The 26150-nt window shown below is 63.1% G+C and carries 23 protein-coding genes; 13 read left to right on the forward strand and 10 right to left on the reverse strand.

All coding sequences use genetic code 11. The features are described from left to right. Positions 1–151: 151 nt before the first annotated feature. Both SPBM01_RS07120 and SPBM01_RS07125 read right to left on the reverse strand, forming a co-directional pair. The gene (locus tag SPBM01_RS07120) at positions 152–1393 is read right to left on the reverse strand and encodes a hypothetical protein (protein ID WP_188064638.1); all 1242 of its coding nucleotides are present in this window, start codon (positions 1391–1393) and stop codon (positions 152–154) included. A gap of 77 nt (positions 1394–1470) precedes the next feature. Further along, complete coding sequence (locus SPBM01_RS07125) at positions 1471–2745, reverse strand: hypothetical protein (protein WP_188064639.1); 1275 nt, start codon at positions 2743–2745, stop codon at positions 1471–1473. A 281-nt stretch (positions 2746–3026) separates the two neighbouring features. Between SPBM01_RS07125 and gyrA the strand changes: the two genes are divergently transcribed. The 3 genes from gyrA to SPBM01_RS07140 all read left to right on the forward strand — a co-directional run bounded on the left by gyrA (position 3027) and on the right by SPBM01_RS07140 (position 7938). Further along, positions 3027–5705 carry a DNA gyrase subunit A gene (gyrA, locus tag SPBM01_RS07130; protein WP_188064640.1) on the forward strand — a complete coding sequence of 893 codons (2679 nt, stop codon included), beginning with the start codon at positions 3027–3029 and terminating at the stop codon, positions 5703–5705. After that, complete coding sequence (locus SPBM01_RS07135; protein WP_188064641.1) at positions 5702–6049, forward strand: DUF952 domain-containing protein; 348 nt, start codon at positions 5702–5704, stop codon at positions 6047–6049. The genes gyrA and SPBM01_RS07135 overlap by 4 nt, the downstream gene beginning before the upstream one ends. A 242-nt stretch (positions 6050–6291) precedes the next feature. Continuing rightward, entirely contained in the window at positions 6292–7938 is a 1647-nt protein-coding gene (locus SPBM01_RS07140) for an IS1634 family transposase (protein WP_188063842.1), read from the forward strand. Positions 7939–8164: 226 nt separating this feature from the next. Here the strand turns inward: SPBM01_RS07140 and SPBM01_RS07145 are convergent, their stop codons facing one another. From SPBM01_RS07145 to SPBM01_RS07155, 3 genes are all read right to left on the reverse strand, one after another. Further along, positions 8165–8608 (reverse strand): hypothetical protein, encoded by a 444-nt coding sequence (locus tag SPBM01_RS07145; protein WP_188064642.1) that lies wholly within the window; start codon positions 8606–8608, stop codon positions 8165–8167. Next, a complete protein-coding gene (locus SPBM01_RS07150) occupies positions 8601–9917 on the reverse strand; it encodes an AAA family ATPase (protein WP_188064643.1) in 1317 nt (438 codons plus the stop codon). The genes SPBM01_RS07145 and SPBM01_RS07150 overlap by 8 nt, the downstream gene beginning before the upstream one ends. 366 nt (positions 9918–10283) lie before the next feature. Next, positions 10284–11399: a glycosyltransferase gene (locus SPBM01_RS07155; RefSeq protein ID WP_188064644.1), complete on the reverse strand. Its 1116-nt coding sequence runs from the start codon at positions 11397–11399 to the stop codon at positions 10284–10286. A gap of 48 nt (positions 11400–11447) precedes the next feature. Between SPBM01_RS07155 and SPBM01_RS07160 the strand changes: the two genes are divergently transcribed. The 7 genes from SPBM01_RS07160 to SPBM01_RS07190 all read left to right on the forward strand — a co-directional run bounded on the left by SPBM01_RS07160 (position 11448) and on the right by SPBM01_RS07190 (position 17847). Then, positions 11448–12311 (forward strand): lysophospholipid acyltransferase family protein, encoded by an 864-nt coding sequence (locus tag SPBM01_RS07160; RefSeq protein WP_188064645.1) that lies wholly within the window; start codon positions 11448–11450, stop codon positions 12309–12311. A 31-nt stretch (positions 12312–12342) separates the two neighbouring features. Then, the gene (locus SPBM01_RS07165; protein ID WP_188064646.1) at positions 12343–12987 is read left to right on the forward strand and encodes a phosphoribosylanthranilate isomerase; all 645 of its coding nucleotides are present in this window, start codon (positions 12343–12345) and stop codon (positions 12985–12987) included. Positions 12988–13084: 97 nt separating this feature from the next. Continuing rightward, positions 13085–14326, forward strand: a complete 1242-nt coding sequence (gene trpB, locus SPBM01_RS07170) for a tryptophan synthase subunit beta (RefSeq protein ID WP_188064647.1) — start codon at positions 13085–13087, stop codon at positions 14324–14326. Continuing rightward, positions 14323–15141 (forward strand): tryptophan synthase subunit alpha, encoded by an 819-nt coding sequence (trpA, locus tag SPBM01_RS07175; protein ID WP_188064648.1) that lies wholly within the window; start codon positions 14323–14325, stop codon positions 15139–15141. Before trpB ends, trpA begins: the two co-directional genes overlap by 4 nt. Beyond that, complete coding sequence (gene accD / locus SPBM01_RS07180) at positions 15138–15989, forward strand: acetyl-CoA carboxylase, carboxyltransferase subunit beta (protein WP_188064649.1); 852 nt, start codon at positions 15138–15140, stop codon at positions 15987–15989. The genes trpA and accD overlap by 4 nt, the downstream gene beginning before the upstream one ends. Positions 15990–16015: 26 nt before the next feature. Further along, entirely contained in the window at positions 16016–17338 is a 1323-nt protein-coding gene (locus SPBM01_RS07185) for a bifunctional folylpolyglutamate synthase/dihydrofolate synthase (protein ID WP_188064650.1), read from the forward strand. A 68-nt stretch (positions 17339–17406) separates the two neighbouring features. Further along, positions 17407–17847 (forward strand): DUF6628 family protein, encoded by a 441-nt coding sequence (locus SPBM01_RS07190; protein WP_188064651.1) that lies wholly within the window; start codon positions 17407–17409, stop codon positions 17845–17847. Here the strand turns inward: SPBM01_RS07190 and SPBM01_RS07195 are convergent. Beyond that, positions 17832–19157 (reverse strand): AmpG family muropeptide MFS transporter, encoded by a 1326-nt coding sequence (locus SPBM01_RS07195; protein WP_188064652.1) that lies wholly within the window; start codon positions 19155–19157, stop codon positions 17832–17834. The two genes, SPBM01_RS07190 and SPBM01_RS07195, sit on opposite strands and share 16 nt — an antisense overlap. Positions 19158–19233: 76 nt before the next feature. Further along, entirely contained in the window at positions 19234–19689 is a 456-nt protein-coding gene (locus SPBM01_RS07200) for a response regulator (protein WP_188064653.1), read from the reverse strand. Positions 19690–19865: 176 nt separating this feature from the next. Between SPBM01_RS07200 and SPBM01_RS07205 the strand changes: the two genes are divergently transcribed. Beyond that, positions 19866–21320, forward strand: coding sequence for a pseudouridine synthase (locus SPBM01_RS07205; protein WP_188064654.1), 1455 nt, complete (start codon positions 19866–19868; stop codon positions 21318–21320). Then, positions 21317–21868 (forward strand): 16S rRNA (guanine(966)-N(2))-methyltransferase RsmD, encoded by a 552-nt coding sequence (rsmD, locus tag SPBM01_RS07210; RefSeq protein ID WP_188064655.1) that lies wholly within the window; start codon positions 21317–21319, stop codon positions 21866–21868. The genes SPBM01_RS07205 and rsmD overlap by 4 nt, the downstream gene beginning before the upstream one ends. Positions 21869–21967: 99 nt before the next feature. Here the strand turns inward: rsmD and SPBM01_RS07215 are convergent, their stop codons facing one another. Then, positions 21968–22432: a Fe-S oxidoreductase gene (locus SPBM01_RS07215; protein ID WP_188064656.1), complete on the reverse strand. Its 465-nt coding sequence runs from the start codon at positions 22430–22432 to the stop codon at positions 21968–21970. A 411-nt stretch (positions 22433–22843) separates the two neighbouring features. Continuing rightward, complete coding sequence (locus SPBM01_RS07220) at positions 22844–23239, reverse strand: GFA family protein (protein WP_188065605.1); 396 nt, start codon at positions 23237–23239, stop codon at positions 22844–22846. Between the two features lie 118 nt (positions 23240–23357). Between SPBM01_RS07220 and SPBM01_RS07225 the strand changes: the two genes are divergently transcribed. Beyond that, a complete protein-coding gene (locus tag SPBM01_RS07225; RefSeq protein WP_188064657.1) occupies positions 23358–25634 on the forward strand; it encodes an ATP-dependent helicase in 2277 nt (758 codons plus the stop codon). On the opposite strand, the gene SPBM01_RS07230 is transcribed toward SPBM01_RS07225, so the two are convergent. Then, entirely contained in the window at positions 25623–26114 is a 492-nt protein-coding gene (locus SPBM01_RS07230) for a GAF domain-containing protein (protein ID WP_188064658.1), read from the reverse strand. The genes SPBM01_RS07225 and SPBM01_RS07230 overlap by 12 nt on opposite strands. Between the last annotated feature and the right edge of the window lie 36 nt (positions 26115–26150).

The raw sequence follows: 26150 nt of genomic DNA on the forward strand, positions 1-26150 counted from the left end.
CTCATACGTCATGCTGAACTTGTTTCAGCATCCATTTCTCGTTTCAAGCAATTGCTTTTTCTCGAAAAATGGATGCTGAAACAAGTTCAGGGTGACAAATGAAGGGGGCGCTATTCCATATGCGATAGCCCTGCCTCACAGGAGCCCCCCCTCAAGCCGCCTTGCGGCTCTGCTGATCCACCCATACCGACCAAAATCCCGCAACGCTGGCCCAAGCACCGTCCGCCTGCGCCAGTGCGGCCTGCGCGCCGGTCAGGTCGCCCGACCGCGCCAGTGCCACGCCCAGCCGGGCGTTGACCCGGCCTGCATCCACGCCACCCTTGGTCAGCGCGATCCGATATTGCTCGACCGCCTGAGGATATTGCGCCAGCGCGGCATAGCCATCGCCCGCCGCCAGCGCTTCCTTGCCGGTCGCCGCTGCCGCCGCTTTCTTGGCCATAGCGGGCATCCCGGCGATTTCCTTCGTCGCCTTGGGCGTCACGGCCTTCAACAGGGCGCTCGTGGTCGGCTGGGTCGCGGTCAGCTTGCCCGCTTTGCGTCCGGCTTCGATGATTGCCTTGCTCTCGGCATAATAGCCCGACTTGTCGGCCAGTTGCGCATAGGCCTGATAGTCGCGCTCGCTGGCCATTGCGCCATTGGCGGCCTGCAATCGGTACAGGTCCAGTTGCAACTGCGTGTCCACGGACGCTGCGGCCAGATAGTTGGTCAACGCCGAACGCCATTCCTCACGCCCGCCCGCCTGCGCCAGCCGCTCGCGATACAACTGCCCGACTTCGGGCCAGTCGCCCGCCTGATAGGCCATGGCAATCGCCCGGTCGATCCACGCGATCGGCACCGGCTGCCCCGACGCGCGCTGCTGGGCCAGCGCCTCGCGCACGAAAACCCGTGCGTCCTTGGGCTTGTTCCGGCGCAACGCAATGTCCGCGCGCAGCAACAGTGCATCGACACCGCCATAACCCAGTGTCTTGGCGTAATCGAGCTGCGCTGTCGCATCGTCATAATTGCCCACGACATAGGACAGATAGCCCGCGACATAGCGCAAACGCGGCGCGTCACTCTTTGGCACGGCGCTCGTCTTGAACAGGTCGGTCAGCGCAACCCGCTGCGCCTGCGCATCGCGCCGCTTGGTCGCCAGTTCCAGCCGCAGACCGGCCACGGCATAAGTCTCGAAATCATTGGTCGGCGACAATGTGCCGATCCGCGCCCCGGCCGTCGCCAGATCACCCGCTCGCAACGCGGCCTGCGCCTGCGTCACGCTGGCGCGGAACGTGTCGGACATGGCGATGACTGGCCCGGCCGGCACCTTCTTCTTGGCCATGGCAGGGGATGAAGCCAGCAACACGCCGACGATGGCAAGAGGCAGCCCAGTGGAAATAATCGCACGAAAACGCATGGCTGCCTGTGGCCTCCCCAAAATAAAATATTATGCAATGCGCGCCGTCGCCGCGTGGGCGGCGGCGCGCTTTACGGTCAGGCGCCCTTGGTGGCCAGATAGGCGATCCACAGGTCGGCTATCTGCTTGCGCGCGCCGCCCTGAACCGACTGGAACGCAGCCTTGGCCGCCGGCAGGTCGCCGCCCAGCGTCTTGGCAATGCCCATGCGGGTGCTGACTTCGTCGGCATCGACGCCGCCCTTCTGCTTGGCCAGGTCGAACATCGACGCCGCCTTGGCATAATCGCCATAGCCAAGATAAGCGTCGGCGGTCGCCGCTGCGATCTTGCCGTTGGCTGCCTTCTTCGCATCGGCTTCCGCCGCACCCAGCGTCGACTTGTCGCCCGAGATCTTGGCCACGGCCGCCTGATAGGTTTCACTACCCTGCGACGCGCTCACTGCACCCTTGGCCCGGCCCGCGTCGATCGCCGACTTGACCTCGCCATAAATGCCCAGCTTCGATGCGGTTTCGGCATATTCCACGAAATCGCCTGCAACCACCAGACCGCCCGATGCCGCCATCAGGCGCAGCACGTCCAGATTTTCGCGGTTGGAGATATTGGGGTTGGCCTGCTGGAACAGGCGAATAAGCGTGCGCAGATTTTCACCGCTCGGCTGCGCGGCATAGGCCGCCTTCGCCCATTCGGTCACTTCGGGCAGCTTGGCCGTCGCGGCGCGGCTGACGCCGATCTGATACCATTGGGCGGGCGGCTGCTGACCCGCCGCCTTCATCGCGTCGGCAGCCGCTTTCAGCGCGGCCAGACCCTGCTGGTTGAGCGAACGCTGCGGCTCGACCGATGGGTTGGCGGTCCCCGCCTTACCGAAATAGGCCTGCGCAATCGTCGGATTGACGGCTTCGGGCTTGTAGCCAGCCGCCAGCGCCGCCTGGCCACGCTTGATCGCCAGATCGTAATTCTTCGCGCCCATCGCCTGATCGGCGGCGATCGCATTGAACTGGCCGGCCTGCTCCGGCGGGGTCAGGCCGCTGTCCAGCATCTGGGTCAGCGCCTCGCTCTGAAGCGCGGCATCCTTCGCACCGATCGACGTGTTCAGCTTGATCGCGCCGATCTGATATTTGTCGTCATTGCTCACGGCCTTGGTGTCCGCATCGGCCAGCGCAGCCTTGGCACCGGCGAAATCCTGCGCTTCGGCGGCTTTCTGCGCGACCTGCAACGACTTGATGACTTCAGGCGAAACATTCAGCTTCGGCCCGGCCTTCTTCTCTTCCTTCTTCGCGGCAAAGGCTGGCGCACTGATCGCGCCGCCGGTCATCGCCAAAGCCAGCGCGAGCGCCACCGGGGTTACAAAACGCATGTTTCTCGTCTCCTCTACGCACCTGACGGGGGACATCAGGCGACCTTTGGGCTGTTATGCGCCGATTAGGGGTCGGCGCGTGAATGGGCATTGAACAAGCCTATATCGGCGGATCTTGCAACTGTCATGCGCGCGCTTCGTTCCCTTGCGACAAACACGGCGCGCCTCCCCCCTTTGTATCCCGCGCATAGGCGCGGGAGCGCGCGCGAGGGGTGACAGATTTGTTTCGCTGGGCTAGGGATCGGGCAACACTTCCATATCCGTTATAAAAGAGAATCGCCTTGACCGACGAGACTGTCCTCGCCGACCCTTCGGACATCAGCCCCATCTCCATCGTGGAGGAGATGAAGGCCAGCTATCTCGACTATGCCATGTCGGTCATCGTGTCCCGCGCCCTGCCCGACGTGCGCGACGGGTTGAAGCCGGTCCATCGCCGTATTCTGTTCTCGGCCCAGGAATCGGGCTTCGTCTACAACCGCCCCTATCGCAAATCCGCCCGTCTGGTCGGTGAAGTCATGGGTAAATATCACCCCCATGGCGACAGCTCGATCTACGACGCCTTGGCCCGCATGACGCAGGACTGGTCGATGCGCGTGCCGCTGATCGACGGTCAGGGCAATTTCGGTTCCATGGATCCCGATCCGCCAGCCGCGATGCGCTATACCGAAGCGCGCCTGGCCAAGGTCGCCAACGCCCTGCTGGAGGATCTCGACAAGGACACCGTCGATTTCACGCCCAACTATGACGCTTCGGAAAGCGAGCCGCAGGTTCTGCCCGCCCGCTTCCCCAACCTGCTCGTCAATGGTGCGGGCGGCATCGCGGTCGGCATGGCGACCAACATTCCGCCGCACAATCTGGGCGAAGTGCTGCGCGCCTGCCTTGCCTATATCGACAATCCCGGCATCACGACCGACGAACTGATCGCCATCGTCCCCGGTCCCGATTTCCCCACCGCGCCACTGATCCTGGGTCAGTCGGGCGCGCGCAACGCCTATCACACCGGGCGCGGCTCCATCATGATGCGCTCGCGCTATGTGATCGAAACCGGGCGCGGCGACCGTGAATCCATCGTCCTGACCGCAATCCCCTATCAGGTTGGCAAGAACGGCCTCGTTGAAAAGATCGCCGAAGCCGCCAAGGAAAAGCGGATCGAGGGGATCAGCGACATCCGCGACGAATCCAGCCGCGAAGGCGTGCGGATCGTCATGGATTTGAAGCGCGACGCCACCCCCGAAGTCGTCCTCAACCAATTGTGGCGCAACACCCCCGCGCAATGCAGCTTCCCCGCCAACATGCTGGCCATTCGCGGCGGCCGCCCCGAATTGCTGGGCCTGCGCGACATCATCTCGGCCTTCATCACCTTCCGTGAAGAAGTCATCACCCGCCGCACCAAGTTTGAACTGAACAAGGCGCGCGACCGGGCGCATATCTTGCTCGGCCTCGTCGTCGCGGTCAGCAATCTGGACGAAATGGTCCGCATCATTCGCGGCTCCTCCAGCCCCGCCGAAGCCCGCGAAAAGCTGCTGACGCGCGAATGGCCGATTGGGGAGATCGCCCAATATATCAAGCTGGTCGAAGCCATCGACACCGAAATTTCGGGCGACTTCTACAAGCTGTCGGACGTGCAGGTCCGCGCCATCCTCGACCTGCGCCTGCATCGCCTGACCGCGCTGGGCCGCGACGAAATCGGCAAGGAATTGTCCGAACTTGCCGCCGCCATCGCCGAATATCTCGCCATCCTGGGCGACCGGGTGAAACTCTACGCCGTCATGCGCGGCGAACTCGAAGCGATCGAGCGCGAATTTGCCACCCCGCGCCTGTCCGAAATCACCGCCGCTGCCGACGGGATAGAGGATGAGGATCTGATCGAGCGTGAGGAGATGGTCGTCACCGTCACCGTGCAGGGCTATATCAAGCGCACCCCGCTCGAAAGCTTCCGGGCGCAGGCGCGCGGGGGCAAGGGCCGCTCCGGCATGGCGACCAAGGATGAGGATGCGATCACCGAACTGTTCGTGACCTCCACCCACACCCCGGTCCTCTTCTTCTCGACCGCCGGCAAAGTCTATCGCATGAAAGTGTGGCGCCTGCCCGAAGGCGGCCCGGCCACGCGCGGTCGCCCGATGGTCAACCTGCTGCCGCTGGCGGCGGGCGAAACCATTCAGACCGTCCTCCCTCTGCCGGAGGATGAGGATAGCTGGAAGGATCTGCACGTCATGTTCGCCACCGCGAACGGCACCGTGCGCCGCAACAGCATGGACGCCTTCGCCAATGTGCCATCCAACGGCAAACTCGCCATGCGCTTCGACGAAGGCTCCGACGATCGCCTGATCGGCGTCGCCCTTCTGTCCGAAGACGACGACGTCTTGCTCGCCACGCGCCAGGGCAAGGCGATCCGCTTCGCCGCGACCGACGTGCGCGAATTTCAGAGCCGCACCTCGACCGGCGTGCGCGGCATGACGCTCAAGGCCGACGACGAAGTCATTTCGCTCTCCATCCTCCACCGTTCCGGCGCGGATCAGGAACAGCGCGAGGATTATCTGCGCTTCGCCCCGTGGAAGCCGGAAAAGGAAGGCGAAATGACCGATCAGGCCATGTTCGCCCATATGAAGGAACACGAACAGTTCATCCTGACGGTCTGCGCCAATGGCTATGGCAAGCTGTCGTCGGCCTATGACTATCGCCGCACCGGGCGCGGCGGTCAGGGCATCACCAACATCGACAATATCAACCGCAACGGTCCCGTCGTCGCCAGCTTCGCCGCGACTCAGGGCGACCAGTTGATGCTCGTCACCGATCAGGCCAAACTCATCCGCATGGGCCTTGAAAGCCTGCGCGTCATTGGCCGCAATTCGGCGGGCGTCCGCCTGTTCGACGTGGCGAAGGACGAACATGTCGTCAGCGCCGCCAAGATCGAGGAAAGCGATGACGCCGTTCCGGTCGAAGCCACGCCGGAAGCATGACTGACCTCTTCGCCTATAAAATCCTGACGGCGGAGCAATATGACCAGTTCAAGACCGAGGGCGTTTTCAAAGGCGCCCCGGTCGATCTGGCCGACGGCTATATCCACATGTCCACCCGCGATCAGGCCGCCGAAACCGTGGCCAAACATTTCGCCGGACAAGACCGCCTCGTCATGCTGATGATAGACCTCGCCGCCGTGCGCGACGCAATCCGGTGGGAAGAGTCACGCGGCGGCGCCCTCTTCCCCCACCTCTACGCCGACCTGCCGATCGCCGCCGTCGCAGGCAAAGTGATCCTGCGCATCGGCGACAACGGCGCGCACTCGTTCCCAGCGGGGTTCTAAAGACGCGGCAAGCAAGCCAACCCCAACCCAACTCCACCGCACCCCGGCGAAGGCCGGGGTCCAGTCCGGTGCGTGAGGCCCAAGTTGAACAGTGCCAGCGGAACACGCAGAGAACGTGAGCTAGTAAGTATCTGATATTGCTGGGCGTGGATTTGGTGGCAAAACCGGGTGTGCTAACAACATTTTGCCTGTGACTGGCGGCTTGGTTTATTTTTACGGGAGCAGGCAGTAACAACCTGCCTATGTATGTCGTCGAACGAGTCGCGCGCGGGCACCGCTATCTGTACCTGGTCGAGAGCGTGCGCGAGGGCAAAGCCGTCCGCCAGCGCACGATCAAGGCTCTGGGCCGTAAGGATGTGCTGGCCGCCAGTGGCGAACTCGACAGGCTGGCCGCCTCGATCGCACGTCACGCGGGACGCAGTGTCATTCTGTCTGACATTGATGCAGGCCGGATCGCAGCCCGCCGGATAGGCGGTCCGCTGCTGTTCGGGCGCCTGTGGCAGCGGCTTGGCATCGATGCTGTAATGGAAGAGGTGCTGGAAGGCCGCCAGTTCGGCTTTGCCGTGGAGCGCGCCGTGTTTGTCGCCACACTGCACCGCCTGTTTGTCTCCGGCTCGGACCGAGCCTGCCTGGACTGGATGGAGAGCTACGCCATCGACGGCAGCGAGGATCTTGCCCTTCATCACTTCTATCGCGCCATGGCCTGGCTCGGCGAGGAGATCGAGGAGAAGACAGAAGGCGCATTGGCACCTCGCTGTGTGAAGGACGTGATCGAGGAGAAGCTGTTCGATCGCCGGCGGGACCTGTTCACTGATCTCAGCCTGGTGTTCATGGATACGACGTCGCTCTCGTTCTACGGTGCAGGCGGCGACACGCTGGGTCGGCGTGGTCATTCCAAGGACCACCGGCCCGAGCTTGCCCAGATGATCCTGGCCGTGGTGATCGACGCCGAGGGGCGTCCGATCTGCACCGAGATGGTCCCGGGCAACACGGCCGACGTGAAGGTGCTCATGCCCATCGTCACGCGCCTGCGTACCCGCTTTGGGATAACCCGCTCGTGCGTCGTGGCCGACCGCGGCATGATCAGTGCCGGTACGATCGCCGCCCTTGAAGAGCTGGGGATGGAATACATCCTGGGTGCGCGAGAGCGCACCAGCAACGTCATCCGCGATGTCGTGCTTGCCGACACTGCTCCGATGGTGCCCCTGGTCCTCGAGCGACAGGCAGGAGACACCCAGCTGTGGGTCAAGGAAGTGCGCGTTGGCAAAGGCGCAGATGCCCAGCGCTACGTCGTCACGCTCAACGAAGCTGAGGCAAGGAAGGACAAGGCCGACCGGCAAGCGATCATCGATGGCCTCCAAACCCAGCTGAAGAAGGGCGACAAGGCCCTGGTCGGTAACTCAGCCTATCGCCGCTATCTCAAGGCCAGCGGCAAGACCTTCGAGATCGACATGGGAAAGCTTGCCGACGAGGCGCGCTACGACGGCATCAGCGTGCTGCGCACCAATGCCCGGATCACCCCGCTGCAGGCCGTCATCCGCTACCGTGACCTGCTTCAGGTCGAGGCCCTGTTCCGGGTTGCCAAGGCGAGCTTCGATACCCGTCCCATCTTCCATCAGTCCGATGCCGCTATCCGCGGCCATGTGTTTGTCTCGTTCCTGGCCCTGACGCTGGCCAAGGAACTGACCCGCTTGTGTCAGGAAAAGGGCTTGCAGCCCGAATGGCAGCCGCTCCTCAACGATCTCGATCGCCTTCAGGAAGCCACCATCGAAAAGGACGGCAAGGTCATTACCACCCGCACCCACGTTTCGGGCCAGGTGGGGAATGTCTTCAAGGCAACCGGCATCGCGCTGCCGGCCAATATCAGCGAACTGCCGCCGCGAACCTGAGCCTCTGCAAGCTCAACCAAACCCAAAAATGTAGTGGTAACACTCGCGCCGGTGCGTGCATGTCATTGAACAAAAATGCCTTTTCCAAAAGCACTGTTCAAGTTGGGTGAGGATGGGGGCGGGCTTGGCGAGTGTCGGCTTTGCGCCACTTCGAGACGTTCAGCGCGCCATCCATTATTCTCAGGAGCTGACACTCGCCGGGTCTGGTTATCATTATCCCTAGGGATCAGTATGGCCCTTGAGGATCAATCACCCCTTCGACCGTCAATTCACGCTGGTCGCAAACGATATGAAAGCCCGTTTTGAACTTCTTCATAATGGCAGATTGCGCTCGCCGCACATATGTATCGTGTCGCGGAAAACGACGACAGACAACTAGAAAGCCTACTTTGCTTTCAAGGAGCGGTATGATCGCTTCGTGCTTCACTGTCTCAAGGAGTTGATTACAGGCGTGTTCGACGCCCTTGCCCTTCAGTTCGACGATGACAGAGGCCACACCCTTCTTCGAAACGATGTAGTCCGATCTCAGGCCATCAGTGATAAGGCATCCATCAACCTCGTGGACATCAAAGGTCTGGTTGTCTGGATTGAGGAAAACAGCTTTGCGTCCCAGCTGCTCGACCTTCACTTTCGAATGCGTGACGGTATTAGTGCAAGAATGTTTAGACATTGCTGATTTCGTTCTCGATCATCAGAAGCTTTGTGAAATCCTTGGAGAGATCCTCCGAGATTGAATCGAGGTAGCAGCCATCTATCAACCCTTCGTCGTCTATAAGCGAAGTCAGCTGCCCATCTGAGATAGAAAGCGCAGTAAGCTGCGAAACATTCAGCCAGCAGTTTCTAGGAATTACTTCATTCACTTCCGAATTACGCTTCTTTCGTCGCGCAATCTGACCAGCTTTCAGGAAAAGATTGAGTTTGGACATAATATAGGGGCTGTGAGTAGTAATGATGAGACTGCGCCTACTTCGCTCGGAAACGATCGATCCAATTAGAAACTCCATAAGCAAACTTTGTGCGGAGGGGAACAAGTGCGCTTCTGGTTCTTCGATGTATACTAGCTCATGCCTCAATCTGCGTGATGTGCGGTCGCCAGCCATTGCATCTAGCTCGATAAAATAGTCCATCAAGGACCACATTGGCAGAAGTTCTTGCTGGCCGCTTGAAAGCGCAGTGAAAGGTATTTTACGCCCGTCGGGCGTCTCGACAAACTCGGTGTCGTTCTCAAATTTGATTTCCCCGCCGAAGAGCTTGTCCATGAAGGACGTCCGCCGAGCGGCCGCCTCCTCGCCGAGCCGCGAGGTTCTCAACGTGGAACGGTGAGCATTGCGATCTCGTAGATTCGCGAACAACCTAGCAAACTTGACTGTTACCGGATCGAGGCTTCCCGCCTGCTCAAAACCAGCTACTAGACGGCCAATGCTAGTGAAGAAAGCCCTGCCAGCAGGGATAAATGTTTGCTGGGTCAGATAGTCAGGCCCAAGGGCGCCCGTCAGGCGGCGGCTGATAATCTCTCTGGTGCGCCACTGGCGATCAATTGCTGCTGATACTTGCAGGTTGAGGTCAGCATCGTCCGGCTTCGATTGCTCGTAAGATTCCAGCATGTCCTCGTAGAAACCAGTGAACCAGTCCGAGAATTTTATCGTGACTTCATCGCTTACCTGCATAGCTTTCTTCTTGCGAAGAATCCGAACGCTGAAGAGGTTTGCGCTGTAGGTAATATTGAATCGACCCGGTCCCCAAGCTTGGGGAGGGAACCACAAAACGAACTGCTTCGACAGCTGGCGCTTGACCTCTTCCAGGCTCTGCCCACGCTCCGCATACTGCATACAGTTTGATAAGATATCAGTGAAAAAGTAAAAGAGTTTTGTGGTGACGCTCTTTCCACTGCCCTGAGGCCCAATGATGATATTCACGCGCGAGAGCGTGAAGGTGGCTTCTTTCAAACAGGAGAAATCAGAAACGTTTAATGTCGGCACGATTGGCCCTCCTGATGCGCTCTCTATAATCAAAATTGGGGAGTGTCACCAGAGCGCTGTGTGGTCTGAAAAGCTTACGCCGCTGCGACGGCAGCTATCTTTGTTTGTGCGTCCGTGACCGGACATTCCGCAATCGACCAGAAGGCGACACTACCCCTTCCCTACTAGCCTCCCATCTGATCCACCTATCCAATGGATCACCACATCCCTCCCGCGCGCCCACGCCAACGCCCGACCGCAACCGCGCGCCATATCTATCACTTTACCGTAACCCAGCCGTTACTTTTGCGTAGCTTCACCGGCGCTTTACCGTTGCATTTCGCCCAAATCGCCCCACGACAGTGTGAACTTCGGGCAGCCGCCGCGCTACCCCACCCGCACCATCCGCTCGACCTTCCCACGCCGCACCCAATAATCCCATCCGCCCCAGCATATCCGCCGCGACACCACCGCCGCGACCTGCACCACCAGATGCGCCCATGTCACCGCAAAGGGCGCAACCACATCCCACGCCAGCGACCGCCAGGCCGCCCGTCGCTGCCCGTCCTCCAGCACCGCCGCAACGATCCGCGCCCGCACCAGCGCCCGGCCCCATGCCATGCCATAGCCGACCGCGACCGCGCTCCATCCTCCCCAGCCGATCGCCCACAGCCACCCCGCCGCTTGGCAACCCACCACGCCGGTTGCGACGGCCCACATGCCAATGCTGTTGGTCGCGATATGCCGATATTGCCGCACGCCAAACCCCAGCAGATCGCCCACCCCGCCGCCAATGGGCGTCGCCACCAGCAGATCGCGCACCGGCCGCAAGCGCATCCCGGCGCGCCATCCCGCCTGCCCCATCGCCATATCGTCGGACAATCGCCCCGCCAGCACCGCGTCCAAATCCAGCCGGTCGGCCACCTCCCGCGTCATCGCCATCGCCCCGCCCCATGGCATGGTCGCACTGGCTGATCGCGGCAAAGTCGCCAGCTGCATTTCCACTGCCCCGACCAGCGCCGCCATGCCGCCATTTTCCGGCAGCAGCAGGCGATAGCCGGTCACGATGTCCGCCTTCCCCCGCACCAGCGGAAACAGCAACCGCCCCGCCATCCGCACCGGCGGCACTATGTCCACGTCGCTGAATATCAAAAAGCGATCCTCCGCCCGCAACGCCCGCAACGCCGCGCGCAATTTATGGACCTTCTGCCCCTCATCCTCCGCCACACCGGCATGGACGACCTGCACCCACTCGCCCTCCGCCGCCGCCAGAGCCTCCGCCGCCGGGCAGGCTCCCGATGTCGAAATCAGCAAGCGGAACCGCGCTGTCTGCGCCTTCAACCCCGCGATCAGTGCCGCGCCGCCATCCCAATCGTCCCGCACCGACACCAGCATGACGACGCCATCGGGCGCATCCTCCTGGGCGTCGGCGGGCAAATGCCGCCAATATAGCAGCACGCCGATCAGCGTCAGCGCCTGAAGCCCTATCCATAGCCACAGCATCGTGCCGCCCCTTTACCGTCTCACCGCCTGCTGTATGACTGCAACCCCATGCTCTCCAACCCCTTTCTCTTTTTCCTGATGCGGCACCTGCCGGTTTCGGTCGCGTCATGGATCGGCGGATGGCTCTCCGCCCATGTCGCCCGGCGGCAGATGCGGTTGCGGGACGCGCGCGCCCGCGCCAATCTGGCCCTGCTGCGCCCCGACCTGACGGACGATGCGCGCGAAAAGCTGCTGACCCGGCGCTGGACCAATATGGGGCGGACGCTGGCGGAACTGGCCAATGTCGACCGGCTGGTCACCCCGGCACATGTCGTGGTGGACGATGCGGCGGACTATCAGGCGGTGCTGGACGATGACCGCCCGCTGATCGGCCTGTCGCTCCATATCGGCAATTGGGATTTGCTGGGCGCCCATGGCAAGGCCGCGACTGATCGCCCCGGCCTCGGCGTCTACGCTCCCCCCGCCGACGACAGGACCGCCGCGCAACTGCAAAAGGCGCGGGAAAGCTACATGGGCCAGGTCGTCACTGGCGAAGGCGGCGCACGCATCCTGATGAAGCATCTGGCCAGCAACCCGCGTGCCTCCCTCTTCATCCTGCTGGATGAGCGCCGCGACCGGCAGGTGTGGTTCCCCCGCTTCGGCCGCGACCTGCCGCCATCGGGCAATCTGTCGATTGCGCTGCGGCTGGGGCGACGGGTCAACGCCCGTTTCCTGCCCTTCTACGTTGCCCGAACCGACGGCCCGCATTTCTGCCTGCACTGGCACCCCCCGCTCGACCCGCTGACCATGAGCGACGATGCGATCTTCATGGCGGTCGATAGCTATCTTGGTGCCGCCAGCATCGCCCATGCCGACCAGTGGCTGGCGCTGCATGACATGGACCTGACCGCAGCTACCCCTGCGGACATGTGACTTGCCCGCCCATCGCCGCTAAAGCCGCCTCATGTCCCGACTCGCAATCAAGATTTGTGGCCTGTCCACGCTCGAAACCGTTGGTGCCGCCGTGCGCGCGGGCGCGTCTCATGTGGGCTTCGTCCATTTCCCCAAAAGCCCCCGCCATATCGCCGCCGACCAGATGCGCGCCCTGTCCGCCGCCATCCCCGCCAGCATCGAGAAGGTCGGCGTGGTGGTCGATCCTGACGATGAACTGCTGGCCGATCTGCTGGCCAGCGGCGCGCTGACCGCGCTGCAACTCCATGGCAAGGAAAGCCCGCAACGCGCCGCCGCCATCCGCCAGCGTTTCGGCCTGCCGGTGTGGAAAGCCATTGCGGTCAAAACCCGCGCCGACATAGACGGAGCCAGCGCCTATACTGGCGCTGTCGACCGGCTGCTGTTCGACGCCAAGACGCCCGAAGGCGCGGCGCTGCCCGGCGGCATGGGCCTGCGTTTCGACTGGACGCTGCTGAACGGACTGGCAATCGGCGTGCCATGGGGGCTGTCGGGCGGACTGTCCGCCGACAATGCGGCGGAGGCTGTCCGCATCACCGGCGCACCGCTGATCGACATTTCATCGGGCGTCGAAAGCGCGCCGGGCATCAAGAGTGTGGACAAGATCATGGCCTTCTGCAAAGCGGTTGGCCCATGTTGACGTTGAACGCCCCTGCCGTGCGCATCGAAGGACGATGGCGCTGATCGCTTCCCCCTGACGCCAAGCGAACGCCCTTCATTGTCCCGGAAAGATTGTCATGACCGATACCATAGCCTTGCCCAACAGCCTGCGTAGCCAGCCCGACGCCAATGGCCATTTCGGCGCGTTCGGCGGACGTTATGTCGCCGAAACGCTGATGCCGCTGATCCTGGACCTGGAAAAAGTCTATAAGGCCGCCAAGGCCGATCCGGCGTTCGAGGAGGAATATGACTATCTCCTCAAACAATATGTCGGGCGGCCCAACCCGCTTTATTATGCCGGTCGCCTGACGCAAGCGCTGCGCGCGACCGCGCCCGCAGGCAAGGGCGCGAAAATCTACCTCAAGCGTGAGGAACTCAACCACACCGGCGCGCACAAGATCAACAACTGCATCGGCCAGGCGCTGCTCGCCCGCCGGATGGGCAAGAAGAAGGTGATCGCCGAAACCGGCGCGGGCCAGCATGGCGTGGCGACCGCCACCGTCGCTGCGCTGTTCGGCATGGAATGCAAGATCTTCATGGGCGCCAAGGATGTCGAGCGGCAAAAGCCCAACGTGTTCCGCATGAAGCTGCTGGGCGCGGAAGTCATCCCCGTCACCTCCGGCTCTGCAACGCTCAAGGATTCCATGAACGACGCGCTGCGCCACTGGGTGTCGAACGTGCATGACACATTCTACATCATCGGCACGGCGGCGGGTCCGCATCCTTACCCGGAACTGGTCCGCGACTTTCAGTCGATCATCGGCAAGGAAACCCGCGCGCAGATATTGGAGGCAGAAGGACGCCTGCCCGACATGCTGATCGCCCCGGTTGGCGGCGGTTCCAATGCCATCGGCATGTTCCACCCTTTCCTCGACGACCTCGACGTCGCGATGATCGGCGTGGAAGCGGCGGGCGAAGGACTGGACAAGAAGCACGCCGCATCGCTGGCGGGTGGCGCTTCGGGCATATTGCACGGCAATCGCACCTACCTGCTTCAGGATGAGGACGGCCAGATCACCGAAGCGCACAGCATTTCGGCGGGCCTCGACTATCCCGGCATCGGCCCTGAACATAGCTGGTTGCACGATATCGGCCGGGTGCAATATATGCCGATCAAGGACGACGAGGCACTGGCCAGTTTCCAGATGCTCAGCAAGCTGGAAGGCATCATTCCGGCGCTGGAGTCTGCCCACGCCATTGCTGCCGCCGAACAGATCGCGCCGACCATGGATGCGGACAAGATCATCGTCATCAATCTGTCCGGCCGGGGGGACAAGGATATCTTCACCGTCGCCGACGCATTGGGAGTGGAAATGTGACTGACCGCCTCTCCACCCGCTTTGCCAGTTGCAAGGCACAGGGCCGCGCCGCGCTCATCACCTTCGTGACGGCCGGTGATCCCGATGTTGCCGCAACCCCCGCCATCCTCGACGCCCTGGTCGCGGGCGGCGCGGACATCATCGAACTGGGGATGCCCTTTACCGATCCGATGGCCGATGGCCCGGCGATCGAACTGGCGAACCTGCGCAGCCTGGGGTCCGGCACGAAAACGAAGCATATCTTCGAAATCGCGGCCGCTTTCCGCGCGCGCCACCCCGAAACGCCGCTGATCCTGATGGGCTATGCCAACCCGATGCTGGTGCGCGGGTCAGACTGGTTCGCCGACCAGTGCAAGGCGGCGGGCGTCGATGGCGTCATCTGTGTCGATGTGCCGCCGGAGGAAGATAACGAGATCGGCCCGGCGTTGCGCGGCGCGGGCGTTCACCTCGTCCGCCTGGCCACGCCGACCACCGACGCGGCGCGCCTGCCCACCGTATTGGAAGGGGCCAGCGGCTTCGTCTATTATGTCTCGGTCGCCGGGATCACGGGCAAGCAGCAGGCAGCACAAGCCAATATCGAACTGGCGGTAGCAAAGCTGAAAGCCGCAACCGACCTGCCCGTCGCAGTCGGCTTTGGCGTGCGCACGCCCGAACAGGCAGCGGCGATTGGCCGCATTGCCGATGGGGTCGTCGTCGGCTCTGCCATCGTGGATATCGTGGGCAGCCATGGCGATGCCGCCGCGCCCTTCGTCGAACAATTCATCGCCACATTGCGCGATGCCCTTAAAGTCAAAACCCAAGAGACTGCCGCATGAGCTGGATAAACCGCGTCCGCAAGGCCATTCCCTTCATTGCCAAGAAGGAAGGCAGCGCAGAAACCCTGTGGCATAAATGTCCGTCCTGTTCGGAAATGATATTCATCAAGGAATGGGAAGAAAATCTGTCCGTCTGCCCGCGTTGCGACCATCATGGCCGCATCGGACCATCGGAGCGGTTCGCGCATATATTGGACGCCGGCTTCATCCTGCTGCCGACGCCGCACGTGCAGGAAGACCCGCTCAAATTCCGTGACAGCAAGCGCTATGTCGACCGGATCAAGGCCGCGCGGACCGCGACCGGCGACCATGACGCGCTGATCAACGCACGCGGCGCGATCGACGATGTGCCGCTGGTCATGGGTGTGCAGAATTTCGCCTTCATGGGCGGTTCCATGGGTATGGGCGTTGGTGCGGCCTTCATTCAGGGGATCAATGACGCGATCGCGCATAAATGCCCTTATGTGATCTTCACGGCTGCTGGCGGCGCGCGGATGCAGGAGGGTATCCTCTCGCTGATGCAGATGCCCCGTTCGACCGTGGCGATCCGCAAGCTGCACGCCGCTGGCCTGCCCTATATCGTCGTGCTGACCGATCCGACCACCGGCGGCGTGACGGCCAGCTATGCGATGCTGGGCGACATCCAGATTTCCGAACCCAATGCGTTGATCGGCTTTGCCGGGCAGCGGGTGATCGAAAGCACGATCCGCGAAAAACTGCCCGAAGGGTTCCAGCGCGCCGAATATCTGCTGGACCATGGCATGATCGACATGGTCGTCCACCGCAGCGCATTGCGCGATACGCTGGCGCGCGTGATCGGTTATCTCAGTCCGCGCGTGGCGGCCTGAGACACTCGTTCCGGGGGGAGCGCAGCATGGCTGACAATGCCGTTTCGGACGACCCGCAGGTGCAGGCGCAACTGGACCGGCTTTGGTCGCTGTCGCCGGGCGCGGACATATTGGGGCTGGACCGCATCGCCCGGCTTATGGAGCGGCTGGGCGATCCGCATCGGGCCATGCCGCCGATATTCCATGTCGCGGGAACCAACGGCAAGGGATCGACCTGTGCCTTCCTGCGCGCAGCGATGGAGGCGGACGGGAAAAGCGTCCATGTCTTCACCTCCCCTCACCTCGTCCGCTTCAACGAGCGTATCCGGGTGTCGGGGCAGCTGATTTCCGACGCGATGCTGGCCCGTTATCTTGAATGGGTGCTGGACATTGCCGAGGGGATCGGTGCCAGCTTCTTTGAAGTGACGACCGCTGCGGCGTTCCTCGCCTTTGCCGAACATCCTGCCGACGCCTGCATCATCGAAGTGGGTCTGGGCGGGCGGCTGGACGCGACCAACATCATCGCCGATCCGGTGGTATGCGGGATTGCGCAACTGGGCATCGACCATCAGGCCTTTCTGGGTGACACGCTGGCAGGCATCGCAGCGGAAAAGGCCGGGATCGCCAAGCCGGGCGCGGCGCTGGTTACCCAGCGCTACCCCGACGCCCTGTTCCCGGTGATGATGGACGCCGTTGCCAGAGCGCAGACGAGCTGGATCGGTCAGGGCGATGGCTGGGACGCGGCGGCCTATCGCGACCGGCTCCATTATCGCGACGAGCAGGGGCGGATCGACACGCCGCTGCCAAGGCTGGCGGGCGCGCATCAGGTGCAGAACGCCGCGCTGGCCTTTGCCATGCTGCGCCACCAGAGCGCAGTGTCGGTGTCCGAAGCCGCGCTCAAGGCCGCGCCGCTTTGGGCGCACTGGCCAGCGCGGCTCCAGCGGCTGGACAAGGGGCCGCTGCTGGCTCCCCTGCCCGACGCCGCGACCGTGTGGCTGGATGGCGGGCATAATGCAGGCGCGGGCGAGGCGATCAGCGCTTTCTTCACGCCAGAGCGGCTGGAAGGGCAGCAACTCGCGCTGGTCATCGGCATGTTGAGCAACAAGGACATGGACAGTTACCTCGCGCCTTTTGCCGGGCGTGTTGGCCACATCCACGCGCTGCCGGTGCCGGGGCATGAGCATCATGCGCCGGAGCGATTCGCAGGGGTCGCGGCGCAATGGGGCATTGGCTTTACGGCATATGAGGAACCGACAGCGGCGATCCGGGCCATTGCGGCGCAGGGCGATCCGGCACCCAAAATCCTGATTGCCGGGTCGTTATATCTGGCGGGCGAAGTTTTGCGGCTGAACGATCAACTGCCCGATTGATTATGCTTGCGATTGACTCGCAATAGCGTACCTTGGGGTGACTCGAACACCGCAGAAGGCGCTTCCTTATGGCTTATGGAGAGACATCCCCCATCGACCTGCCCCGGCCGATCCCCGGTGGTTATGGCAATCGCCTGTTCCTGTTCGTCCTGCGGCGGATGGCCAGCGCGGGCGTGAATGATGCCCATGCCGCCAATGCGATGCTGGGCGCGTTCGGGCGCAGCTATCGCCGTCCGCTGGTACTGATGCGGGCGATGATGCTGGAACTGGCGCGGGCATCGAGCCGCAAGATATTGGTCGCTCCTTGTTGCTGCGCCCGGATGACGGCGGACGAGGCGTTGATGATGGAAGCTACCGGGGAAGCGCTGCGCGACCCCGATAGCGCCTATGAACAGGTTAGTGCGCTGCTGGGCAATGATCATGCGCTGGGTGCGCTGACCTGTTTGCAGGCGGTGGCGCAGGCCCATGCCGATCTGGGGCGTCCGCTGGAACTCTATGCAGCGGGCTGATCCCCCGGATCGGTCGCGGCGGTGCCGACGCTGGCGTCGATCAACCCCGCGCGCATCATCAGCCAGAACAGCGCGATGCCTGGCACGGCCAGAACGGTGGTGAACAGGTAGAAATCGACATAGCCGAAACGTTCGATCAGGCTGCCCGCCGTCGTGCCGGTCAGGAACCGGCCGACTATGCTGGCGGCGGCGGAAATCAGCGCATATTGGGCAGCGGTGAAGCGCAGGTCGCACAGGGCGGAGAAATAGGCGACGACGGTGACGCCGCCGATGCCGCTGGCGATATTTTCAAAGCCGATCGCGCCAGCCATGCCCCAATTGCTTTTGCCGACGGCGGCCAGCGCGGCGAAGCTGAAATTGGACACGCCCATCAGGATGAGGCTCAAAAGCACCGAGCGCTTCATGCCGATGCGGGCGTAGAGGATGCCGCCGATGAATATGCCGATCAGATAGGCCCAAAAGCCAATGCCGATGTCGTAAATGGCAATTTCGTCATTGGTATAGCCCATATCGTCGAACAACAGGCGAAAGGTGAGGTTCGCCAGCGTGTCGCCAATCTTGTGCAGCAGGATGAACAGCAGCACCAGAAATGCGCCGCGCCGCCGGAAAAATTCGACCAGTGGCCCGGCGATCGATTGCCACACTTCGCCCATGCCGCGCCGCGCCAGCGGATCACGATGCCGTTCCGGTTCCCCCAGCAGCAGGCCGGTCAGCATGGCGGGCAAGGCGAACGCCGCGCAGGCGAGATAAGCACCCTGCCAACCGATCCGTGCCGCCAGTATCAGCGCGAGCGCGCCCGCAGCGACCGATCCGATGCGCCAGCCATATTGCGACATGCCCGATCCCACGCCCAATTGTTCGGGCTTGAGCATTTCGATGCGATAGGCGTCGATCACGATGTCGAAGGTCGCGCCCGCCGCGCCCACAAGAATCGCGGCATAGGCGGTCTGGATCAGGCTGCTCGTCGGATCGACGAAGGCGAGATTGGCGACCGCCGCCATTACCAGCACCCCTGCGACGATCAGCCAGGAAACGCGCTGCCCCAGTCGCCCGATCAGCGGCAAGCGCACGCCATCGACCACCCAGGCCCATAGCCATTTGAGGTTGTAGACGAGGAAAGCCAGGGTGAAGGCAGTCACCGCTTTCTTGTCGATGCCGTCCTGCGCCAACCGCGTGGTCAGCGTCGCGCCGATCATGGCATAGGGGAAACCGGAAGAAACACCGAGGAAGAAGGCCGCCAATGGTCCTTTTTGCGCATAGGGCTTCATGGCATCGAGCCAGCTATTCGTGCCTTTGATGGCGTCGGTCATATTGGCGCGCGTCCCCGGTAGCGTTTGTTGCAAGCCACCATATGGACTGACGCGATGTAGGCAAGCGCGGCGTGGTTCAGTTTGCGTCGAAGAGGCTGAGACCCGTCGGCAAACGGGGACGGCGGGCGTCGCGCAATACGGCATCGACGACGCCGATCGCCGCGATCAGATCGCGCGGAGCGTAGGGTTTGGCCAGACAGCCGACCGCCAGTTCGCGCGCGTCGATGGGGCAATGGCCCGTGACAAATAATACCGGCAGTCCTTTCGACCGGGCGTGGCGGGCAACGTCGATGCCGCTTTTGTCGCCGCGCAGGGAAACGTCGGCAATGACCAGGTCGACGCCGCCGCCGTCGATGACCGCGACGGCATGGTCATGATCGTCCACCGTAGCGGCGATCCGATAGCCAGCCTGTTCCAGCGCATGTTCGTTATCGAAGGCGACCAGAGGCTCATCCTCCACCACCAAAATGGTGCGAATTGCCTTGCGGCGCGCCTTTCCGGCGGTTTCCCCCTTCACCAGCCCGAAAAACATTTGCCAAGTCCGCCCTGTTTCCGCCATGCAGCCGGTTAAACGCCTGTCCCCGTGTCGGGTTGCCGGATCGCGAGAATCCGCACCATCGACCAAGCGCCCGGACGGCAATATTCAACCTGTTGCTGGCTTTGCATCCATATAGGAAGTGCCAGTGGCCGACAAAAGGAACTTTCCCCTTGGCACCGCCAAAAAAATCTGGACCGCCCCGCAGGGCTGGACCCGGCGGTCCCAAACGGCCCGGTGGTCCCACGCGCCCCGGTTCCGGCAGGGGTAATGAGGGCCAGGATCGCGACCGCAGCGCCCGCCCGCCCGAGGGGCGTGGCGGGTCGTCGCGCTTTGCCCCCGCAGATGGCATGAGCGGCGAACGGCGCAGCGGCGGCGGGCGTTCGGATCAGGGGCGGTCTGGTCAGGGGCAGTCTGGTCAGGGACGTTCGGATCAAGGTAGGGGCGATCAGGGGCGTTTTGGCCGCAACGCGCCCGCCGAACAGCGTGGGGCGCAGGACCGGACGGATCGTATTGGCGCAGGGCGGACCCGGCCCACGTCCGACCGCAGCCCCTATGCCAAGCCGGATGCGCCGCGCGGCGAACGTAGCAGGAGCGATGCCCCCCGGACGGAGCGCGTCCGCAGCGACGCACCGCGCACCGACCGCCCACGGCCCGATCCCACGCCTGTCGGATCGGCGCGACCGCCGGTGCCGCGCGCCATGTCCGAAAAAACGCAAGCCGCCAAGGCTGCACCGGCCCGGCCGGGCGGTGGCAAGTCGGGGATCGGCCAATTCGCGTCGCACGGTTCGGCCGCAGACAAGCCATGGTCGCGCAAGCCCCCGCGCCGGGGCAGCGGGGCGACGGCACCCACCGCCAATCCGCATCCGGCCCGTGCCGCTGCGACCGAGAGCGGCAGCAACGAGCCGCAGCGCATCGCCAAATTGCTGGCGCGGGCGGGCGTGGCGTCGCGCCGGGAAGTCGAACGGCTGATCGAGGAAGGCCGGGTGACGTTGGACGGCGTGGCGGTCGAAACGCCAGCGACGCTGCTGGCTTCGCTGCATGGCATAGCGGTCGATGGCGTGGCGATCATGGCACCGCCGCCGACCCAGCTGTTCATCTTTCACAAGCCGACCGGCTGCCTGACGACCGAGCGCGATCCGGCGGGGCGACCGACCATCTATGACCGGCTGCCCGCCGACCTGCCGCGTGTGATGCCGATCGGGCGGCTCGACATGGGGACCGAAGGGCTGCTGCTGCTGACCACCGATGGCGCGTTCAAGCGGCAGATGGAATTGCCGTCGACCGGCGTGCCGCGCACATACCGCGCCCGCGCCTTTGGCGAAGTGAGCCAGGCGCAGCTGGAGGATCTGTTCGACGGGATCGAGATAGAGGGCATCCGTTATGGCCCGATCGAGGCCAATCTGGAGCGGCGGACGGGTGCCAACCAGTGGATTGAAATGACGCTGACCGAAGGCAAGAACCGCGAAGTGCGGCGCGTTCTGGAACATCTGGGGTTGCAGGTGAACCGGCTGATCCGCACCAGTTATGGCCCGTTCGTGCTGGACGACCTGCCGATGGGCGCCGTGGTCGAGGTGCGCGAGCAGGATCTGGCGATATTCCGCAAGACGTTGAAAGAGGCGAAATGAGAATCATATCGGGCCAGTGGCGCGGCCGCCCGCTGACTGCGCCCAAGGGAGACGCGACTCGCCCTACCGGCGACCGGACGCGCGAGACGCTGTTTTCGATGCTGGTCAGCCGGATCGGATCGTTCGAGGGGCTGGCCGTGGGAGATTTCTTCGCCGGGTCGGGCGCGCTGGGGTTCGAGGCGCTGTCGCGCGGGGCGGCGACATGCCTGTTCGTGGAACAGGACAAGCCTGCGCTGGACGCGATCCGCGCCAATGGCGACCGGCTGGGCATCAAGGCTGATATTCGCGCGTCGAGTGTGCTGTCGCTGGGTTCTGCGCCCAAACCGCTGGACCTGATTTTCATGGACCCGCCCTATGGCACCGGCGCGGGGCAAGTCGCGCTGGACAAGCTGTCCCGGCTGGGGTGGACCAGCGGCGCGACCTGGATCAGCATAGAGACGGACCGGCGCGAAGATGTGCTGGTCAAGGGCTTTGCCGTGGACGCGGTGCGGGACGTGGGCAAGGCGCGGATCACGCTGCTGCGGGCCGAGGATCAGGCCGTAAAGTAGACGACGAAGTAGACATATACAGCGATATGCGCAAATTTAGTTAGCCTGCTAACTAAATTTGCGCATATATTTCAATAGCTTATTGAACCGTTTATCTACTCAGCGCTTACGCATTTTGCGCGCTTCACCCGGATTGACGCAACTGTCCTGCACAGTGCGCGAGCAGACGGGATAGTCTTTCGCTTCGGCAGGCGGCGGGGTCATGTTGCCGCCGACCGTGACTGGATTGGCCGACGAGCCGACCGGGGCCGCCGGGTCTTGCGGCACACCTGCGGGTGCGGGGGCCATGCCGGGGTCGGCAGGGACTGCGCCGGTGGGCTGGGCCGCATTAGGGTCTGCGGCCGTGGCAGCGGGGTCTACGGGTGGCGGAGGCGCGGCGGGATCGGCGGGCGGGGCCATGTCGCCAGCGGGCGGCGCCATTTGCCCGGCCGGGGGTGCCATTTCCCCTGCCGGGGGAGCCGTTTCCCCTGCCGGGGGCTGGGCCGCCGTCGTGGGCATATTCTGCGCGAGGGCGACGCCGGTAAAACTCAGCATCGCGGCGCTGGCCAGCATAAGGGATTTCATCGGGATGATCCTTTCCTTTGGTTCTTCTTGGCCCCGTTTCTGGCGCGTGGGCTGAAGGGAGAACCGGCGTCATGACGCACCCGTTCCGGCCATGCGCGATGAAGCGTGGCGGATGCGCCGTGAGGGGAAGGACGGGGTGTGCCAGCGATGGGGGGACGCCGCTCCGTCAGGGCTGCGCCCTGCCGCCTCCCCTGCCAAGGCAGAGCTATCGCATGTGACCTTTCGTTATCACTACAACGTCATCCTGAATTTATTTAGCTGCGCTGGCCTGCGGCTCAGGATCCATCGTACCCCAAAAGCCGCCGTTCGTGACGAGGAATGGATGCTGAAACAAGTTCAGGGTGACGACGAAAGAAGGGTGGACTCATATGCGGTAGCCCTGCCTTGCAGAGGACGGATTTTACGATGCTGTTATTCGCCGGGGAAGCGATCGAATTTGGGGAGGTCGTTCGCGGTGGCGGCCCATGGCGGGGCGTCTGCCATCTGGATATGGGCCTGTGGCGGGAAGGCGGCCTGATCGTCCAGAGTTGCGGTCTGAATGTCGATGCAGCCGGGGAAGATGGCCGGGTTGGTGTAGAACAGCCCGGTGCCGCAATTGCCGCAAAAATGGCGCGTGGCCTTTTCCGACGACTGATAGGCGACCGGCGTGCCGTGGATCGTCACTTCATCCTGCTGGAACAAGGCCCAGCCGACCATGGGTGCGCCCGAACTGGCGCGGCAGTCGGTGCAATGGCAGATCGCGCTATGGGCCGGATCGCCGCTGACTTCGTAGCGGATTGCCCCGCACTGGCATTTGCCGGTCGCAATTGTGTCGGCGGCCATGTTTCTTCCTCCCTTGCATGATTCGCCTTTTGTTCTCATAGAAGGCGCTTCGCCGCAAGGGTCATGCCTTGCCCCTGCCCCTGCCCTTCCCTAGTTGTCCCCCATGACCTTTCCTGCACCCTCCCCCAATGATCCGCCCTATATGAAGGGGCTGAACACGCCCCAGCGCGAAGCCGTGCTGACGACCGAGGGACCAGTGCTGGTGCTGGCGGGGGCCGGCACGGGCAAGACGGCGGCGTTGACGGCGCGGCTGGCGCATCTGGTCGGGACCGGGCGCGCCTATCCATCGCAGATTTTGTGCGTCACCTTCACCAACAAGGCCGCGCGGGAAATGCGCGAGCGGGTGGGCAAGATGATCGGCCCGGCGGTCGAGGGGATGCCGTGGCTCGGCACATTCCATGCGATCGCGGCCAAGATGTTGCGCCGTCATGCCGAACTGGTCGGGTTGCAATCCAATTTCACGATATTGGATACCGACGACCAGTTGCGGTTGATGAAGCAGTTGATCCAGGCGGAGGGGATCGACGACAAGCGCTGGCCCGCCAAGCAATTGGGCGGGCTGATCGACCAGTGGAAGAGTAAGGGATGGACCCCCGACGATGTGAGCGCGGGGGAAAGCGAGGGCTATGCCAATGGCAAGGGGCAGAAGCTCTATGCCGCCTATCAGGCCCGGTTACGCACAGTAAATGCGTGCGATTTCGGGGACTTGTTGCTGCATGTTCTGACGATATTGAAGAAACATCGCGATGTGCTGGAAAGCTATCAGGAGCGGTTCCGCTATATCATGGTGGACGAATATCAGGACACCAACAGCAGCCAGTATCTGTGGCTGCGGCTGTTGGCGCAGACGCGCAAAAATCTGTGCTGCGTGGGCGATGACGACCAGTCCATCTATTCATGGCGCGGCGCAGAAGTCGCCAATATCCTGCGGTTCGAAAAGGATTTTCCGGGCGCGACCATCGTGCGGCTGGAGCAGAATTACCGGTCGACCCCGCATATATTGGGCGCGGCGTCGGGGGTGATCGCCGAAAATGGCAATCGGTTGGGCAAGACATTGTGGACCGACATCGACGTGGGCGAGAAAGTGCGCGTCATCGGGGTGTGGGACGGGCCGGAGGAAGCGCGGCGGGTCGGCGAGGAAATCGAGCGGATCGAGCGGGATGGCGGATCGCTGGACCAGATCGCGATCCTCGTGCGGGCGCAGCATCAGACCCGCGAGTTCGAGGATCGCTTCATCCAGATTGGCCTGGCCTACCGCATCGTGGGAGGCTTTCGTTTTTATGAGCGGGCGGAAATCCGCGATGCGCTGGCCTATCTGCGGCTGGTGAACCAGCCTGCCGACGATCTGGCGTTCGAGCGGATCGTCAACATGCCCAAGCGGGGATTGGGCGACAAGGCGGTGGAGAAGCTGCACCGGCTGGCGCGGGCGGAGGGGATCCCACTGGCGCTGGCGGCGGCGCGGATCATCGACACCGACGAATTAACGCCGCAGGCGCGGCGGGCGCTGGGCAGCTTCGTGGGCGATGTGGCGCGCTGGCGCGACCGGGCGGCCACCCTGCCCCATGCCGAACTGGCGCGGCAGATATTGGACGAGAGCGGCTATACCGCGATGTTGCAGGCCGAGCGTTCGACGGAGAGCGCGGGGCGGCTGGAGAATCTGTCCGAACTGGCGCGGGCGATGGAAGAATATGAGACGCTGGGCGCGTTTCTGGAGCATGTGTCGCTCGTCATGGACAATGAGGCGCAGGCAGAGACAGTCAAAGTCACGATCATGACCATCCATGCCGCCAAAGGGCTGGAATATGACACGACGTTCCTGGTCGGGTGGGAGGAAGGGATTTTCCCGTCGCAGCGGGCGCTGGACGAAGGCGGCCTCAACAGCCTGGAGGAGGAACGGCGGCTGGCCTATGTCGCGATCACGCGGGCGAGAAAGCGCTGCACGATTTTGCACGCGGCCAACCGGCGCATCTATGGCCAGTGGACGAGCAGCATCCCGTCGCGCTTCGTCGGCGAATTGCCGCCCGAACATGTCGAGGAAGAAAGCAGCATGACTGGCGGCGCGTCGCTGTGGCGGGCCAACTGGTCGGAGCGGGACGACCCCTTCGCCCATGTCGGGCGCGGCACAGGGCGCGGGCCGGGATGGCAGCGGGCGCAGGCCGAGGGGCAGTATAGCCGCGAGCCGGTGCGGATCGTGGAAGCGCGCGCTTCGGCCGTGTCGATCGGCAATAAGGGGCGCAGCGACATGAATGTGGGGCTGCGCGTGTTCCACCAGAAATTCGGTTACGGCACGGTCGCCGAGATTGAGGGCAACAAGCTGGAAATCGAATTCGAGACGGCTGGGCGCAAGCGGGTGATGGATAGTTTCGTGTCAGTCGCCTGACGGGAGCGAGACGGCCATGTTGGCGGACAATATATCGGCGATCGAGCGGGCATAGCCCTGCATGGCGAGAATAGCCGCCGTGTTGCGCAACAGCCGAGGTTTCGGGTCGATGGCGCATAAGGTGCCATAAAAGCTGCCGTCCGCCAGCAGGATGGGGAAGGAGGCATAGCTTTGGAAGCCATAGAAGATCGGGACATGATGCGTGCGCCAGTCAGTGTCGGCAGCGACATGATCGATCACGATGGCTTCGCCGCTACGGCGAATATCGTCGCAGATCGTTTTCTGGATTTCCAGTTCTTCGCCGGGATCGAGGCCAAATTCGATGCGGTCGACAATCTGGCAGGCGATCCAGCGATCTTCGGTAACGCGCGCGACGGCGGCGAAGCCCATGCCGGTGAACTGGCACACATCGTTCAGGATCGCGCTGATCCTGTCGTCCTTGCCCTGCGCAGCCACGGCCGCTGCAAAATCATCCCGCATAAACGCATCTCCGGCTGACATTCAGGTCACGAAGCG

Origin of the sequence: Sphingobium sp. KCTC 72723 (assembly GCF_014280435.1) — a bacterium.
Classification (GTDB): Bacteria; Pseudomonadota; Alphaproteobacteria; order Sphingomonadales; family Sphingomonadaceae; genus Sphingobium.